Raw genomic sequence first — 16,658 nt, 5'->3', positions numbered from 1 at the left:
CATTGGGAAGATCCATCACTTATACCATTTCAAAAAAGACGAGAAAAATCATCAGTTCAAACTATCATAGATAAAACGAGACTATCAATGAATTAGAGTTCATTATAATTAACTATGAAAAAATTGCGTCTGGAAGCAAAATATCTTAAAAGTTTGCGAAGAAAAATTATCGCAAAGAAAACTGCTCCACTTACAAGCAACGAGCTTGATTTTTTTGCTCGCTCGCTCGAACACCAATTTTATTGCGCGGAACTACATCGGATTATCTATAGCATGGCAAAGTCCGCCAAACGCAGCCATGTTGAAAATTGCAAAAACATCATCACCATCAATGTATCTGCCGACGACGACAACGTTTTCAATGGCCATATTGAACCTGTATTTAGTTACTACCTACACAACTCACCAAGCCACGAACAAGAGAAAATTCTCGATAGCTTCGAAAAAAGCAAATCCCTGAGATTGCGCATGATTGTGGCCGAATTCCATATGTTAAAAAATCATATTTTGAAAGGTTTGCACATGATGGCAAAAATACTTGATGAAGCCAATACAGATCATGCTATCTCTGATTCAATCTGCATGTGGGTCACGCAAAATGGAACTTTGGAACTAAAGAACTCTTTTCTTCATGATGCGACTCAAGAACGGAAAAAAGGAAATATTTCCTATGCAAAAACTCTAGAGTGGATATGCGAAAATCTAATCCGCTAGCGGCCAACGCATAGTTTCCGGTTGGGAATTATCATATTATCACTCCTTAACCAGGGCATCCGGCAAGGTTTTAAAAAATGAAAAAAATATCTTTTGATACAAGAAATGGTTATCTCCTATTAGACGGCATCATGATGGCGCCACTTAACGAATCTGATTTTATTAAAATTGCAAAAGAAAATGACATTGAAATAGAAAACAATAAAACAAACACTTATGTGCACAATTTATCAACGTGCGGAAGCTTGAATGAGTTTGAGTTTGGCATAAATTTTATCTTTGAAAATTATTGCATGAAGAGTGTATGGCTATCGTGGGATGGAGGAAATACCAAAAAATATGGATACAACTCGACGGAAAATCAGTTGATATCCGACAAGAACAGCCTGGCCAGATTACTTGCCAAAGTGTTGAAAAAAAATTCTGACGAGGCAAAAAAAACTTTCTCCGTATTTAACTTCCCATGGGGCAGCATTTCAGCTTCAGCATCTATTCAGTCAGCAATGGCGTCAATTGGCGTATTTTGGAATATGCATTATTTTTATACCCAATAAATCAAAGGACAAAAATGAAAATTCTTATTTGCCCACATAAGAAATTTTTGTCAAGCATGAAGTTTGAAATCAACAAGGGAACTGATATCCACATTAAGCTATCCAATACTTGGAATGCCAAACTAATCACGCCAGAAATAATTAATCTACTGATCAATGAAAAGTCAGATCAGAAGAGTTGGAAATATGTTTTTTGCATTTTTCTAAATCCAAGTTTCTTCTCCGCTTACTTTTATGCCAAATCAGAAAACTATAAGATAAGCCTGGTTGATGAAAATAATAAACTGATAAAAATTCACAAAATTAAAATTATTGACAATGGATATAATTCGTGATGTCAAATTTGAAGATGGATATTTTTCTGCAAACGAATCAATCATTCTATTTAGAGGGATGAAAAGAAAAAATCTACACTCGATGGATCAAGACTGGGAAGCATGGGTAATGCATGAAGAAGAGGTAATCGCCTACAAAACAAGTTTCAAACTAAAGAAATTGAGAATAATCGTTATTTGTTTTTTTGAGAAAGATGATGGCCCCATAAAATGCTGGGATTTTGGTCCGGAAAATTGCATGGATGGTTTTCAGTCTAAACCAGAAGGAAAATATACAAGAAGAGTGAGACGCTGGTTTCTGGATGATTTTGGCATCGTTCTGCCGCAATCAGGGCCGTGGGGGAAAATAGACGCCTGCCACGACCCACATAATCAAACCACATCAGTTTTTTGCGCCTATCAATAAAACCAATATTAAATTCAGATTACCATATATATGAGTATTTCCGATATAGGACACGAGATGGCAATTTTAAACATACCATCAAATGCTTTCTCGATTGGCGATCCGACTCAGGATGAGAGTCTGTGCATCAGAGAAAAAAATGGATATTGGGAGGTTTTTTATTATGAACGAGGAATAAAAACAGGGCTTCGCTTTTTCAAAGAAGAACATGAAGCCTGTGAAAATTTTTTATTCACAATAAAATCCTGGCTTATGTAATTTGAAAATAATATTTTTCGTATTTATCCTCTATTGCAAGAATAACCATGAGACCCATAAAAAGTCACATTTTAGACACTATCAATATAGGAATACTCTGCCTGAATTTTGACGAAGCAAAAGAATTTTACATTGATAATCTCGGATTTTTTATTACGATGGATAGCATCATTCAGTGTAATTCAGGCACCAGTCGCCGTCTGACAATGACACACGAGTCCAACAAAAAATTCTCAATAGAATTCATGCATCCTTCAAAAATTGAGCAAGCACATCGCGTAGGTAGCAAAGGTGGCACGATCAATCTATCACTTTACGAACGAAAAATATTGACACGCTCAAGGAGCGACTGGAAAAAACTGTTTTTTCGTCAATTATGTAGAGGCTCCCTACGCAAGTTTTCTGAACGTCGAAGATCCGATGGGGAACAATATTTGCCTCTACCAACCGTGCTGAATCACTGTAATAATTCATACGAGATGCCTCATTCAAAATTCCGCATAACAGAATGAAAAAATTTGAAATCCCAAGCTATATTTTTGATTTCATTGATGGATTACTGCTCGTCAATGGAGAGATTGCATTATCGAAAAAAACTCCAACAAACTATTTCATAAATAGCATTATCAATACATTCCACACCAAACCCACAACAACAGGGGCTGGAATGTATATTTTTGATATCAATGGATGGGTAGGCGATTACGTTGTCGAGTTGATTATTGTAAAAGAAAATTTCCCCGAAATAGATTACGTAATAATGCATTACTTTGAAAATAATTCTGTAGGCAACGGCGTGAGTGAATCATCGTTAGTCAAAAAAATTCAAAGAAAGTCTGGCATTCCCGGAAAAATGAAAGGGTTATCAGAAATAATATTTCAATTTCCGTGGGGAAGCGTTATCGTACAACATGACATAAAAACATCCTCATCATGCATAATCTTGCAGTACAAAATAGCCAGAAAATCACCCATCCGATTGAAAATGAATGATAATTGTGAATCGCATATCAATATAGATAAATCGATAAAAGTGCAGCAACGAATAATGGAATCATAAAAAATAGTGATACTTTTTTCCCAAAAACAAGTGAGATACAATGGCTGAATTTATTGAAGAAGCTACCTCGAAGATTAAAAATCTGTCTTCTCAATGAAATTTCTTTTGAAAATGCATTGATAGCAATATATTCTTCAAACTGGCCAGATGAGGGGAGCGTTGTAGCACTGCTGAGTAACAAGTTCAGAACGAAGAAACTCGACAAGGATTTACATTTCCGAGAGCTGAATGACCCGCATTACTGCAATGAAGAAATTTCATATGTTGAAGATAACGTTACACACTTGATTATCAATTAGGCAGCACCTGGAACAACCCAGGATTTGACTTGCCCATCGCCCTGCACGATACTTGCCGCTGTCGCCAAGCTACCGATCCTGCGCAATAAACCATCAGTGCCTGTCACCACCGCCTACACTTACAGCATGCCGTCTCCGAACTCCCCCACCGCTCCCTACATCGGCCGCTTCGCCCCCTCCCCCTCCGGTCCCCTGCACATGGGCTCGCTTGTTGCCGCCATGGCCAGTTATCTCGATGCCAAGGTGCATCAGGGCACGTGGCTGTTGCGTATCGAGGATCTGGACTACGACCGCAATGTCGAGGGCGCCGATCTGGGTATCCTGGCCAGCCTGCGGCGCTGCGGCATGCACTGGGATGGCGAGGCGACATGGCAGAGCCGCAGGCTGCCGCTGTACGAGGCGGCGCTGAAACAGTTGCAGGATGCTGGCCTCGTGTATGCGTGCGGCTGTTCGCGCAAGGAGATCCAGGATTCGGTGCTGCAGGCGGGCGCGCCCAAGGGGGGCGCCGCCGTGTATCCGGGCACCTGCCGCCATGGCCTGGCGCCGGGCAAGGCGGCGCGGGCCTGGCGGCTGCGCGTGCCGCAGGGGCCGCAAGCCGTGTACGGCTTTAGCGACCGCTGGGCTGGTCCGCAACGGCAAGACCTGGCCAGCGAGGTGGGCGACTTCATCGTGCTGCGCGGCGACGGCTTTTGGGCGTATCAGCTGGCCGTGGTGGTCGACGATGGCGCGCAGGGCATCACGCAGGTGGTGCGCGGGGCGGACTTGCTCGACTCTACGCCGCGCCAGCTGTATCTGCAGGATGTGCTGGGCTTGCCCTATCCCGGCTTTTTGCACGTGCCCGTCGTCGTCAATGACAGCGGCGAGAAACTGTCGAAACAGACGGGCGCCCTCGCCTTCGATACGGGCACCGATGCGGCCGAACTGCTGGCATCGGCGCTGCTGCCGGCGGCCCGCTTCCTCGGCCTCGACGTGCGCGCCGACGACGTGGAAGATTTCTGGCGGCAAGCCGTGCCCGCCTGGGCGCAGCGGCTGGCGCGCCTTCCCGGGCACGCATAAAAAAACCCGCCGCGGCGCGAGCCGGGCGGGTAGCAATGCAGGCGCCAGCACATGGCCGGCGCCTGGAACCGAACACTTAAGAGAACCGTAGCGAGCGGCGGTGAGTTGCGGCCGAGAAGCGCAGCTGTGCTTTAGCACAGTGAGCATCGCAGGCCGCAAAACACGACGCGCAGCAGGTTTGCTTATGTGTTCTTAGAAGTTGCCTTTGAATTGCACCCCAAATTGACGTGGCTCATTGATGAAGCCCGTGCGGTTGTTGAAGTCGATGGCACCCGTGATACGCTGGGTGTCGGTGATGTTGCGGCCGAACGCGGCCACTTCATACTTGCCGGCATCCCAGGTGTAACCCACGCGCAAGCCGCCTTCGACCATCGGCTTGCCGGTGAACTCGGTTGCCTCATACAGGAAGAAGTTGATCTTGCTGCGGTAAGCCCAGTCCGTGAAGACGAAGAATTCGCCGTTTTCCATCGGGATCGAATAGCGGCCCGTGGCGGTGATCGTCCACTTCGGCGCTTGCGGCAATGGATTGCCGTCGATGATGGCACGGTTGCCGGTGGTCAGCGGGTCCGTCACGGTGCAACGCGTTTGCGCGCAGGTGGCGATCGACAGGCTCGGGTCCTTGATTTCCGTGAAGTTGTAGCTGCCGCCCAGCGACATCTTCAGGCTCGGCGTGACAAAGCCTTCCAGTTCCAGCTCGGCGCCGCGGCCGTTCGTCTTGGCTGCATTGATCAGGCGCGTGATATTCGACGTGCCGCCCACCACCGTCAGTTGCTGGTTTTTCACCTGGTAGTCATACACGCTGAACGCGACGCGGGCGCGGCGGTTGAACAAATCGGCCTTGATACCGGCTTCGTACGAAGTGATGGTTTCCGCATCGGCAACCGTCACGGACACCTTGTCGCTGGCCGGGGCGATACTTGGCGCGCGGAAACCGGTGGCGATACGCGCGTAAAAGTTCACGTCCTTGTTGTATTTATAGGTGCCGCTCAAGTCCCAGTTGACCTTGGCTTTGCTGACATCGGCGCTGGTCGGGTTGACCTGCACGATGTTGGTCGCTTCCACCGTGTTGAAATCTTTCTTGTCCTTGGTGTAGCGCAAACCGGCGCGCAGCATGAAGTCATCGTTAACGGCGTAGTTGACGGAACCGAACGTGGCCCAGGCTGAGTTCTTCTGGCGGCTGGCCAGGTGCGTGGTCAGCACGTGCGTGTCGGTATCGAAGTTGTCGGTGAAACCGTTGGCATCTTCGTTGAAGTAGTACACGCCTGCCTGCCAGTTCAGCGGACCGGCATTTTTCGATTCGGCGCGGAACTCCTGCGAGTATTGTTTCACGCTGGTGATGCCGCCGGCCGTTTCTACCTGGAAAGGAATGAAGCCGGGGCCCGTCGGCGTGCCGCCGTCGATGTCGCCATGCGACACGTAACTGCCGACCTGTTCAAAGCCGGTGATCGAGTACAACTTGACGCCGTCCAGATCCCAGCTCAGGCGGGCGCTGGCGCCGTTGGTGCGCAAACGCTGGAAATTCGGCGCATTCGTGAACGACTTGTTCGGGTCGAAACCGTCGACGATGTCGTTCGTGCCCTGCTTGATCAGGTTGGCGTAGAAAACGCGCGCGCTGCCCGTGGTGTTGCGCTGGTGCACATTGAACAGGGCGTTGAACGTGGTGTTCGGTGCGTACAGCAATTGCACGCGTTCAGCATGTTCGTTGTAGCCGTCCAGCGCGTTTTTCTGGCCCGTAAATGTGTTGTCGACGTAATCGTCGCGGTGCTGGCGCAGGGTCGAGAAGCGCAGCGCCCATTCTTTGCTCAGCGGCACGTTGACGGCGCCGTCGAAGTTGGTCGTGTTGTGCGTGGCGGCGGAAACGTTGTAATAGCCTTCAACCTTGTCCAGCTTCGGCTTGACGGATTCGAACTTGACCACGCCGGCCGGCGTATTGCGGCCGAACAAGGTGCCTTGCGGGCCGCGCAGTACTTCCACGCCAGCCACGTCGAAAATCGGATAGCCCTTGAGGATGGGATTTTCTTGCACGACATCGTCGTAAATCAGGGAAACAGGTTGCGATGCAAAGATGTTGAAGTCGGTATTGCCGTAGCCGCGGATGTAGAAGCGGGGGAAGGTGCGGCCATTCGACGATTCCACGTTCAGGCTCGGCACTTTGCCGGCCAGCACGCGGATATCCTGGCCGCTGGACACGAGCACGTCGAGCTTCTCGTCGCGCAGCAGCGACACGGAAACGGGCACGTCGCGGATATTTTCCTTGCGGCGCTGTGCCGTCACGGTCACGGTTTCCAGCTGGCTGGCGGCAGGGGTCGTATCAGCAGCGACTTCATCAGCATAAGCCGAGCCGATAGGCAAGGCAGCGGACAGTGCCAGCATAGCAGCGCTTTTGGCGCACAAACGCTTGTGCATCTTGGACATCTTGATCATGTGGTTTCCCAGAAGTTTAAAAAAGAATTGCGAAATCTGTCTTTCTTGCAACCTGTCTCCGGGTTATATACGGCGCTGGACGATCGTTTGCACCATCACGGTGCAGCAGCGCGAGCGGATGTTCCCCCGCTCTCGGCGTCACTGGCTCTGTCCTGGCTGTCACTCAAGTTGACAGCGGTTCCGGCCGCATCTCTCGGATGTCTGATGAACACCAACTTTTAAGTAAGGCGCCAATTTAATTCAAGCGGCTTATGCGCTGCAAGAATATTGTTATGTAAAATATTTATTCACCAACATAAAAGCCTGACTAGTGGTTATTCAGCCACAATACGCTCAGGAGCTTGCTGTTTTGCCCATTTTCCGGCCCTGGCGCCGCCATTGCGCCGCGGCGGCGAAATGCTGCCTGCAAGACAGGCTCCGGCCGGTATTTGACTGTAATATCGCCATACTTGACCTTGCCGTGCTGCCCCATCCCAGTGCAGCGGCGGCGCGCCGCACCATTGCCGACCTTATCCATGCCAGAACCGAGCCAGCACAGCCACGACATCATTTCCTTCCCCGCCGCCGCGCAGGCCGCGCATAGGCTGCTGGGCGCCCATTGCGACATCGTCTGGAGCACGAAAACCTTCGGCCAGTTCGATGCCGACCAGCCGTCCTGGCGCGCCTTCACGGGCCAGACGGAAGCCGAACTGCGGGGCCGCGGCTGGCTCAATGCCCTGCATCCGGACGACCGCAACTTGCCTTACGTCATGCCGTCGCATCTGACGACCGTGTTCGAAGCGGAATACCGGCTGCGCCACGTCAGCGGCAGCTACCGCAACATGCTCGTGCGCATGCTGCCCGTGCTGGCGCCCGACGGCAGCATCGTTGAATGGCTGGGCTCGCATTGCGACGTGACGCAGCAGCGGCAGACGGAACAGCGGCTGCGCCTGGCCATGCAGGGCGGCCGCATGGGCACGTGGGAGATCGACCTGGGCAGCGGCAGTATGGCCGGCTCCGATGCGTTCAAGGCCAATCTGGGCCTGCCACCTGACAGCCACATCGATTATGCGCAGCTGACCGGTGCCATGCTCGACGGCGATCTGCAGCAATGGCAAGCGGTGGTGCATGCAGCCATTGCCAGCGCCAGCGATTTCGAGATCGATATCCGCGTGCGCTGGCCCGATGGGGCGCTGCACTGGGCGCACATGCGCGGCACCTGCACCAGCGACGGCGCCGGCAATGTGATCGCCCTGTCCGGCATCTCGCTCGACCTGACGGCCAGCAAGCAGAACGAGGAAACCCTGCGCCTGACCCTGGCGGCCGGCGAAGTGGCCACCTGGAACTGGGACATCGTTGCCGACCGCGTGACGGCCGACAGCAATATGGCGCGCCTGTTCCCCGTCAATGCCGATGCGACCACGGCGGCGCCGTTGGCGCGCTACCTGGACATCATCCATCCCGATGACCGCGAGCAAGTCAGCGCTCAAATTGCCCAGGCGCTGCACGCGCACGCGCCGTTCGAGGCCAGCTACCGCGTCGCTGCCGGCGATGGCCAGTACCGCTCGGTCATCGCGCGGGGCCGCGCGGAATATGCGCCCGATGGCACCCCCTTGCAATTGCCCGGCGTGCTGCTCGACATCACGCGCCAGAAACAGGTGGAAGATGCGCTACGGCGCAGCGAGGAACGCTATCGCACTCTGATCGAGCTGATGGACCAGGCCTTTTGCGTCATTGAAATGCTGTACGACGAGCAGGGCCGTCCCGTGGACTTCCGCTACCTGGAAGGCAACGCCGCCTTCGTCAAGCAGTCGGGCCTCGACAATGCCATCGGCAAGACCATCCGCAGCTTCGTGCCCGACCATGACCAGCACTGGTTCGACCTGTACGACCAGGTCGTCAAGACGGGCGAGCCCGTGCGCTACGAAAACGAAGCCGTGGCCATGGAACGCTGGTTCGAAGTTTTTGCGGCGCGCCTCGGCGGCCCCGGCAGCCCCCTGCTGACGGTGCTGTTCAGCGACATCAGCGAGCGCAAGCGCTCGGAACAGCAGCTGCGCCAGCTGGCCGACAATCTGTCCGAGATGGACCGGCGCAAGACGGAATTCCTGGCCACCCTGGCGCACGAACTGCGCAATCCGCTGGCACCGATCCGCAACGGCTTGCAAATCATGCGCCTGGCCGCCGACAAGCCCGCCACCGTGGCGCGCGTGCGCGACGTGATGGAGCGGCAAGTCAATCAGATGGTGCACCTGGTCAACGACTTGCTGGACGTGGCGCGCATCACGCGGGGCCAGATCGAGCTCAAGCTCGAACGCGCAGACTTGAAAACCATCATCGCCAGCGCCGTGGAAACGAGCATGCCGCTGATCGAAGCGAACCATCACCAGTTGCAGGTGACGCTCGACGAGCAGGCGCTGCCGCTCGAGGCCGACCCCACGCGGCTGGCGCAAGTGCTGGGCAACTTACTCAACAATGCCGCCAAGTACACGCCCGCCGGCGGCCACATCGCCTTGCGCGCGGTACGCGACGGCAACGAGGTCTTGATCGAGGTGGAAGACAGCGGCGTGGGCATCCCCGCCGAGTCGATCGCCACCGTCTTCGACATGTTTACCCAGGTGGGACAAAACATGGGCCGCGCCCAGGGCGGCCTGGGCATCGGCCTGTCGCTGGTACGGCGCCTGGCCGAATTGCATGGCGGCAGCGCCACGGCGGCCAGTCCCGGCGCCGGCCTGGGCAGCACGTTTACCGTGCGCCTGCCGCTGCTGAAGGAGGAAGCCCCAGCCCCGCCGCACCGGACGCGCCCGCCCCCGCCGCCAGCGGCCGCCATTTCCGCGTACTGGTGGTCGACGACAACGTCGATGCGGCCGAAACCCTTGCCGCCGTGCTCGACATGATGGGCCATGCCACGCACGTAGCCCACGATGGCGCGCAGGCGCTGGCCGTGGCGCCGCAATTTTTGCCAGACGTCATCTTCCTCGATATCGGGCTGCCCGGCATGAACGGCTACGAAGTGGCGCGCGCGCTGCGCCGGATACCGGCCGGCGCCAAGGTCGTGCTCGTCGCATTGACGGGCTGGGGCGCCGAAAACGACCGCAGTCAATCGAGCGCGGCCGGTTTCGACCACCACCTGACCAAACCGGCCAACCTGCTCGCCATCGGCGAACTGCTGGCCGCCCTTTCCACTCCGAAAATACCTACAGACCATGACTGACTCCCCGAACCACGTCCGCCGCACCCTCCTGCTGGCCGCTGGCGCCACCCTGCTGTGCCCGGCACCGCTGCTGTTTGCCGCACCCGCCACCAGCATCGCCAGCGCCCACACGCAGCTGGCCGCGCTGGAACAGGCCGCAGGCGGACGCCTCGGCGTTGCCGCCTGGCGCCAGGGCAGCGAGCTGCGCGTTGCCTACCGCGCCGACGAACGCTTCCCCCTGGCCAGCACCTTCAAGGCCATGCTGGCGGCCGCAGTGCTGGCCCGCAGCGTCAGCCAGCCGGGCTTGCTGGAACAGCTCGTGCGTTACGAGAAAAAAGAACTGGTCACCTATTCGCCCATCACGGAAAAACATCTGGCCGATGGCATGCGCGTGGCCGAGCTGTGCGCCGCCACGTTGCAGTACAGCGACAATAGCGCGGCCAATTTCCTGATGAAAATATTGGGCGGGCCGCAAGCCGTGACGGCGTTTGCACGCAGCATCGGCAATACGGTATTCCAGCTGGAACGCTGGGAAACAGAATTGAATAGCGCCATCCCCGGCGAAATGCGCGACACGGCCAGCCCTGCGTCGATGGCGCACAGCTTGCAACAAGTGTTATTGGAAAATAGCTTGCCGGCGCCGCAGCGCCAGCAACTGGCCACATGGATGCGCGGCAACACCACGGGCGACAAACGCATCCGCGCCGGCGTGCCGGCCGGCTGGCAAGTAGCCGATAAAACGGGCTCGGGCGCCTATGGCAGCGTCAACGACATCGGCGTGGCCTACCCGCCCAGCGGCGCGCCGCTGCTCATCGCCGTGTACTACACGCGCGAACAGAAAAACGCGGACACGAATCAGGACATCATCACGGCCGCCACGCGCATCGTGACGGCCGCGCTGGCGTAATTACTTGGGCAGGGCGGCCATGAAGCCGGCATAAGTCGACCAGGCGGGATCGGCCGCGCTGCGGATTTCAATCGGAAATTTCGGGCGCGAGGCCAGCGCCGTGTTCAGGCGATTGAAGAATTCTTCGCCCGACTGCGTGTAATAAATCCATTCGCGCAAGTTTTCGCCCGTCGATACGAGCGCCAGGGTGGCGAAACCCTCTTCTTCCACCACGGGCGCCAGCGCCGCTTCCAGCTCCTCCATGTGCTCGCGCTCGTTCGGCGCGGGCATGCCCGTCTCGTCCTCATAGCGCCAGGCGATGATGATGCGGTCCGGCTGCGACGACAGGTCCCAGTCGTCATGGAAGGTGTCGACATAGCGGTAGATGATGGCCATCTCGTCGCTATGCGTGACGATGGTGCCCCAGCTGCGGGCGGAAGTGGAATTTTCGTTCATGGTTACAATAGTCAAAAAATAAATCGAGGGAGCGCAGCTTACAGCACTGGCGGGCAAGTCACATTCCAGGCGTCATACTGGGCGCCGCTCTTGCGCAGCCAGACGCGGGTGTAGCTGTCGCGGTCACTCTTGAACACCAGCGCGTAGCGCTCTTCGGCGCGCGGTGCGGCGGCGCCCACGTCGACGGCCGCCAGCGTAAATTTCAGCGCGCGCAATGGGGCGCAGGCCGTGTTACCCGCCATCAATAATCGCGCCCGCTCCAGCAACGGCTTCTGGTACAGCAACACGCCTTCCAGTTCCACATCGGGAATCCGTTGCAGCATGCGCACGGGCTCGGCCACCGCGCGGCAAGTGCCACGGTCGAGCCAGGCGTAATACTCCATGCCCGCCTCCTGCCAGCGCGCCTGCTTGCCTTCGCCGTGCAGCACGAACTTGGTGCGCTGAGTCCGGCACAGCGCACCATGGCCGCGATACGGCGGCGTTTCCACGCTGCCCACCACCTCGCTGCCACGGCCGCCCACCACGAGCACGCTCTCAAACACAGTGCGCGTGGCCGGCTCGCCCGGATATTGCTGCGCATAAAAATCCAGCAACGACGCGCGCTGCTGCGCATCCACCACCGCCTCGGCGGCACTGGCAGAGAGGCAGACAGCCGACACTACACACAGCGCCAAAGGGCGCACGATATATCTGGGCATGGCATTCCTTCAATCGACGTTCAGGGACGGGTATCGCCCAAGCGCCGATTATATAGTTAGCAGGAAATACCAGGAGCGCGCCGCGTCAGGAGGTACGGAAGTTGACGCCGCCAGCCAGCAGCCTGGCGCCGCAGGTAGTGGTGTCGCCTTCAAAGGCGATGGCGATGCCGTTGATGCGATGCCGGGACGAGCCGCTGGCAATCTTGCAGCCTTGGTGCCCCTTGATGGGGCAACTGCACAAGTCCCCGACGCAGGCGACAGCGATACCATTGACCGTGAAGTGCGTGGCGGCACAACTGAGCACCTTGCCGCCATGCGACGTTGCGTCGCCCAAACGGATGACTTTGCGCATGCTACCTCCCGTTCTACTTGCCCGCCGAGCTTTCCAGGATGGCTTCCACCGATGGCGCCACGTAGTTGGCCGGATCGACGGCCGGCGTGATGCGGCTGCGGAAGATATCACCATTGGCATCCTGCTGCTGACGTTTGGCATCCGATGGTGGCGTAATAAAAATAATGCTGGCCTCATTACTGTCGCGTAAATTAATCGCCGCACTGGCGCCGCCATCGCGGTAGCTGCCCATCACGCCGATGGCCATCTGCATGAACCACGTGGCCGCGCCCGTGTTGCCCAGGCGAAGATCAGTATTGATGAACTGCGCGCTCTTGCTGCTGTCGATTTCGGGGCCGCCCTGTGCCGCATAGTCATGCAGCATGCTTTCCAACATCAGCGACTGTTCCGGCTGGTTTCCCGTGCCGGCCACGATGCGCGCAGGCCCCTTGCCGCGCTCGGCTTCCGGCAAGGTCTGCAGCGCTTGCCGCCAGCCCGCGTTAAAAATATTCTGGCGCGCATCGCACCGCGTGACGGGCTTGCCTTCCTCATCCGCGAACTTGACGAACACGGGCCTGTGCACGAATCCAAACGAAGGCAATCGGTCGAAGGTTTCCATCTGTTCCCGGTTCCACGGAATGGGGAACCACGGAGTCGGCTTCCAGTCGCGCGGCGGACGATTTTCCCAGGGATTGAGTTTATCGAAGGTGTGCAAGCCGACGCCACGGATATCGGGCCGCTGGGCGAAAGAGGCGGCAGCGCCGAGCCATTCGGCGACGGTGGGTTGGCGAGGTATGGGAGGAAATTCCGCTCCTAGTTCCTTATCTGGTTTCGCCAGAGATTCCATCAATTGATAATACATCGCTCTGAATTGCTCTTGTACGAACTTATTTCCGGGATCGTCCCATATCGCTTGCCGCAAAAAATCAACACGTTCGCGCCGTGCCAGGATAAATACTGCCGTGGCATCAGGCATATCAGGAATGAAATATCCGTTTACCAATTTCCTTGCAGTGCCTGGCTTCCGGTTGCCATCCCGCGTGCCAACACTGTCCTCGGAATGTAAAACGATGTAGGGTACATCAGGATGCCTATCGAAAAAATCAAACACATCAATCAGCAATTGGTCAGGATGCTCATCCAGCTTCCAGGAAGCAATCGAAAACAAGTGCCAAGCCATTCCAGATGTGCCAGCGCCAGCCACGAGTCCCGCCATCGGCTCAGTTAAGCTCGGTTGTGCCGCCGGGTCAAGGATGGGAGTACCTGCATAGAACGATGGCAGCCCCCAGTATAATGGGGTAAAATTTACACCATTTTCCAGCGCGTCATAGGCCCTGCTGCCACCTTCCCCGTCCTTGTCATCGCCCGTCCACGGGTATTTCTTGGGATCTTGTTCGCGTATGCTGGTGTAAGCACTTCCTTTTTGCAAGGCCTCCCACAATTTGCCCTGACGATATTTATCCAGCGTCACTCCCAATCCGATCACTTCCAGCACGTACTCTTGCTCTGGCTCCATAGGTTTCTTTGGCTGTTGCGCCTGCAACTGTGACGCAATTTCACGCGCCTGGCTCTTCGATAAGGCACTGAGCCATAACAAACCAAAAAATAAAATTACAACAACTATTGATATTCCCAACCAACGAAGCGTCATCATGATTATCACCTTTCGGCCTGCAGTTTCGAAGGAACAATAGTCGGAAGAAAATTATTACCGACGGGGCTACGACAATCCATTTATTTCGCTTTTTTTTCAGTCACTATTTTTGTATTTTTTGTTTGTGACACTACAATTTTCCACAATGGCCCTGATAGCAAGGGTAATCCTGCGGGCAAAACTCCAGTGTTGTAATAGTTAATGGTGCCATTGATCACGGCACTTCTCCAGGCAGGCTCGACGGACAAATATGGCGCAAACTCCAATATGAACTTTTCTTTTATCCGTATTCCATTGCGCCCTTTTTCATTGCTCTTTAGGTTCTTCACCCGCCAATCCGCCACCGCACATAAATACGCATAAAACTGCGGATCCGAACTAGCCTTGCCGCTGCCAATCGCCACGTCATACGCGGTCACTTGACTATGATTCTTCGCGCTACCGATAATAGAACTATGAAAAGACTTGGCGCTGACCTCCCGCTGCCAGCGCAAGCGGGCCTCATTCGGGCTTTCCTGGATGGTTGCCAAGACATTTCCGTCCGTGTAGCGGGTGGCTGCAATGACGTTGCGTTGATCGAGCGGCCCTTTGCCATCGAGTTTCTTTTCCTTGTTATAGGCAGTCGTCATCAAGGCTAATTCGGCCCCGCGTATAGCTTCATCGCGCTCTGGAAAGCGGCGATAGCCGGCCGGATCCGGGCGATCCTCGACGCTTGTGTGCAGGCCGCTTCCGCTGGTAAGTGCTACTGATGCATCGCAGGGATCGACTTCTTCCACAGGTCCCTGATCTTCAGGTTTACGGTTTCGCATCATCGAAGTTTTGGGAATATTGGGCGAATCGATTTGCGAGGTGCCGCGCAAATCGGCCGGCACCGGCTGTTTCAATGCTTCGCCAGTGATGGTGCGTATGCCATTACGCTGTTCCGTCTTGCTCAACCTGGTATTGATAGGCCAAGCCACCGCCTTGTGTTGCGCACGATATTTTCGTAATGAAACATCAACGTGTGCCTGTTCGCTTTCTGTTGTAAGACGCAGTGGAAAGTCAAAAGGCGGCGGCTTGCCTACCAACGACACCGTGGTCTTTCCAGTGGCCGGATCCAGCCTGGCCTTATTGCTGAATATCCGCTGATAAAATCTGCCGCCCAGTTCCGCCAGCGCATTGCGTACCTGCTCGCGTTCCACGATGCGGGTATGTCCAGTAAAAACGCTGTTTCCATCAATGCTGGACGTCTCCTCTTCCTCTATGAGTTCACTTCCCGATGCATAATCCGGTACGCCATCCCACCCCATGCCCTGGATATTATCCAGTGCCACAGTCATGTCTTCGGGACAAAAATACAGATAAACTTTGCGGCGATTGTCGCGGTCGTCGGCACTCTGCCAGCGGCTGCCGACCATGCCACGATGTTCGTCCTTCTTCAGTTCGGCAAGCGGCGGCTGGCAAGCCTGGCCACTGCCCTTTGCCACACCGGCCACGATATTCGCCAAAGTCTTCAGGCGCGCTCCCATGGTCTGCGCACCACTGAGCAAATGGTAATAAGGCTTCATCGCCGCATCCTCGCCGCCGTCGAACCAGGCCGCGCCTCGCATCAGCAGAGGCAGGCTGTCCACCAGGCTGTACGGCGGATGCGTGAGTATCAAATTATCGGCCGGCGCCAGCCCCTTTTCCATCAGCATGGCTTGGGCCAGCAGCGACAGCAGGCAACCCTGGCTGTGCGCGACGATGCTGACGGTATCGTCAGCATCATAATCGCGGATCATGGAAATGAGCGCGGCCAGACGCTGGGCCGCCAATACCATGTACATGCGGCCAGGCGCCGTCCTCAATGGACGCAAGGCATCGCCCATGGGATCCGCAGGCGCATAGATACCCGGACGCCACATGTCGGGCAAGCTGCTGGTGGCGTTGCCGAAGGGACCGCCTTCCTTGGACAGGTCCTTGTCGAGGCGGTTGCCGTAGCGGTCAACAAACTGGCCGTTGATCGTTTTGCATTTCACTCCCACTTCACGGTAGCCCCAGTAAAACGGGATCACGGGGCTGTTGGTATCCTTGGCGATAGTGCGCTTGAAGAACACGGCGTCGGGATCGTCTTCCAGCCTGTCCTTGTCTGCCGCCACAGGCATACGGTAAGAAGCTGGCGTAAAGCCGCGCCCCAGCCTTTGCGTCAATCCCTCGCACAAGCCGTGCTCCACCGCCTTGTAGCTGACGCCCACATCGTTGACGCCGTGAATAACGATGATATTACCCGGCAAGTTGCGGCGTATTTTCACCTTCTTGCAGACGCTGCGTTCGCAATGCAGGAGCGTCACGTCTTCGCCCACCACGTACGGCACTTTCGGATAGCTGCCCATTGCACTC

The 16,658-nt window shown here is 55.4% G+C and carries 18 protein-coding genes; 11 read left to right on the top strand and 7 right to left on the bottom strand.

Going from position 1 to position 16,658, the window contains the following annotated elements:
• The first annotated feature begins 114 nt into the window (after window positions 1-114).
• From JAB4_RS07390 to gluQRS, 8 genes are all read left to right on the top strand, one after another.
• Complete coding sequence (locus JAB4_RS07390; RefSeq protein WP_070308544.1) at window positions 115-714, top strand: hypothetical protein; 600 nt, start codon at window positions 115-117, stop codon at window positions 712-714.
• 77 nt (window positions 715-791) lie between these two features.
• Window positions 792-1,268 carry a hypothetical protein gene (locus JAB4_RS07385; RefSeq protein WP_139143858.1) on the top strand — a complete coding sequence of 159 codons (477 nt, stop codon included), beginning with the start codon at window positions 792-794 and terminating at the stop codon, window positions 1,266-1,268.
• Between the two features lie 14 nt (window positions 1,269-1,282).
• Window positions 1,283-1,603 (top strand): hypothetical protein, encoded by a 321-nt coding sequence (locus JAB4_RS07380; RefSeq protein ID WP_139143859.1) that lies wholly within the window; start codon window positions 1,283-1,285, stop codon window positions 1,601-1,603.
• Complete coding sequence (locus JAB4_RS07375) at window positions 1,587-2,009, top strand: hypothetical protein (protein ID WP_139143860.1); 423 nt, start codon at window positions 1,587-1,589, stop codon at window positions 2,007-2,009. The genes JAB4_RS07380 and JAB4_RS07375 overlap by 17 nt, the downstream gene beginning before the upstream one ends.
• 57 nt (window positions 2,010-2,066) lie before the next feature.
• Complete coding sequence (locus JAB4_RS07370) at window positions 2,067-2,267, top strand: hypothetical protein (RefSeq protein WP_071650130.1); 201 nt, start codon at window positions 2,067-2,069, stop codon at window positions 2,265-2,267.
• Between the two features lie 47 nt (window positions 2,268-2,314).
• On the top strand, window positions 2,315-2,779 hold the full coding sequence (locus JAB4_RS07365; protein ID WP_139143861.1) for a hypothetical protein: 465 nt from the start codon (window positions 2,315-2,317) through the stop codon (window positions 2,777-2,779).
• Window positions 2,776-3,327 (top strand): hypothetical protein, encoded by a 552-nt coding sequence (locus JAB4_RS07360; protein WP_139143862.1) that lies wholly within the window; start codon window positions 2,776-2,778, stop codon window positions 3,325-3,327. Before JAB4_RS07365 ends, JAB4_RS07360 begins: the two co-directional genes overlap by 4 nt.
• A 425-nt stretch (window positions 3,328-3,752) precedes the next feature.
• Window positions 3,753-4,682, top strand: coding sequence for a tRNA glutamyl-Q(34) synthetase GluQRS (gluQRS, locus tag JAB4_RS07355; protein ID WP_070218160.1), 930 nt, complete (start codon window positions 3,753-3,755; stop codon window positions 4,680-4,682).
• Between the two features lie 192 nt (window positions 4,683-4,874).
• Here gluQRS and JAB4_RS07350 read toward each other — a convergent pair whose 3' ends face one another.
• Together JAB4_RS07350 and JAB4_RS07345 are read right to left on the bottom strand one after the other, a co-directional pair.
• On the bottom strand, window positions 4,875-7,106 hold the full coding sequence (locus tag JAB4_RS07350) for a TonB-dependent receptor (protein ID WP_070218161.1): 2,232 nt from the start codon (window positions 7,104-7,106) through the stop codon (window positions 4,875-4,877).
• 307 nt (window positions 7,107-7,413) lie between these two features.
• Complete coding sequence (locus JAB4_RS07345; RefSeq protein ID WP_070218162.1) at window positions 7,414-7,623, bottom strand: hypothetical protein; 210 nt, start codon at window positions 7,621-7,623, stop codon at window positions 7,414-7,416.
• Here JAB4_RS07345 and JAB4_RS07340 point away from each other — a divergent pair.
• From JAB4_RS07340 to bla, 3 genes are read left to right on the top strand one after another with little or no spacing between them, the layout of a single operon-like run.
• Entirely contained in the window at window positions 7,622-9,979 is a 2,358-nt protein-coding gene (locus tag JAB4_RS07340) for a PAS domain-containing protein (protein ID WP_193725211.1), read from the top strand. The genes JAB4_RS07345 and JAB4_RS07340 overlap by 2 nt on opposite strands.
• Complete coding sequence (locus JAB4_RS07335; protein WP_193725210.1) at window positions 9,925-10,296, top strand: response regulator; 372 nt, start codon at window positions 9,925-9,927, stop codon at window positions 10,294-10,296. The genes JAB4_RS07340 and JAB4_RS07335 overlap by 55 nt, the downstream gene beginning before the upstream one ends.
• Window positions 10,289-11,182 carry a class A beta-lactamase gene (gene bla / locus JAB4_RS07330; RefSeq protein WP_070218164.1) on the top strand — a complete coding sequence of 298 codons (894 nt, stop codon included), beginning with the start codon at window positions 10,289-10,291 and terminating at the stop codon, window positions 11,180-11,182. The genes JAB4_RS07335 and bla overlap by 8 nt, the downstream gene beginning before the upstream one ends.
• On the opposite strand, the gene JAB4_RS07325 is transcribed toward bla, so the two are convergent.
• From JAB4_RS07325 to JAB4_RS07305, 5 genes are all read right to left on the bottom strand, one after another.
• On the bottom strand, window positions 11,183-11,617 hold the full coding sequence (locus tag JAB4_RS07325; protein WP_070218165.1) for a DUF695 domain-containing protein: 435 nt from the start codon (window positions 11,615-11,617) through the stop codon (window positions 11,183-11,185).
• A 38-nt stretch (window positions 11,618-11,655) separates the two neighbouring features.
• On the bottom strand, window positions 11,656-12,315 hold the full coding sequence (locus JAB4_RS07320; protein ID WP_070218166.1) for a hypothetical protein: 660 nt from the start codon (window positions 12,313-12,315) through the stop codon (window positions 11,656-11,658).
• 85 nt (window positions 12,316-12,400) lie between these two features.
• Window positions 12,401-12,667, bottom strand: a complete 267-nt coding sequence (locus JAB4_RS07315; RefSeq protein ID WP_070218167.1) for a PAAR domain-containing protein — start codon at window positions 12,665-12,667, stop codon at window positions 12,401-12,403.
• 13 nt (window positions 12,668-12,680) lie between these two features.
• Entirely contained in the window at window positions 12,681-14,300 is a 1,620-nt protein-coding gene (locus tag JAB4_RS07310) for a DUF2875 family protein (RefSeq protein ID WP_083287263.1), read from the bottom strand.
• An 80-nt stretch (window positions 14,301-14,380) separates the two neighbouring features.
• A complete protein-coding gene (locus JAB4_RS07305; protein WP_070218169.1) occupies window positions 14,381-16,651 on the bottom strand; it encodes a DUF3274 domain-containing protein in 2,271 nt (756 codons plus the stop codon).
• Window positions 16,652-16,658: the final 7 nt, after the last annotated feature.

This window comes from Janthinobacterium sp. HH102, from assembly GCF_001758625.2.
Taxonomy (GTDB): Bacteria; Pseudomonadota; Gammaproteobacteria; order Burkholderiales; family Burkholderiaceae_D; genus Janthinobacterium.
The sequence above is the reverse complement of the archived record's forward strand: the minus strand, read 5'-3'. Positions and strand labels throughout refer to the sequence as shown.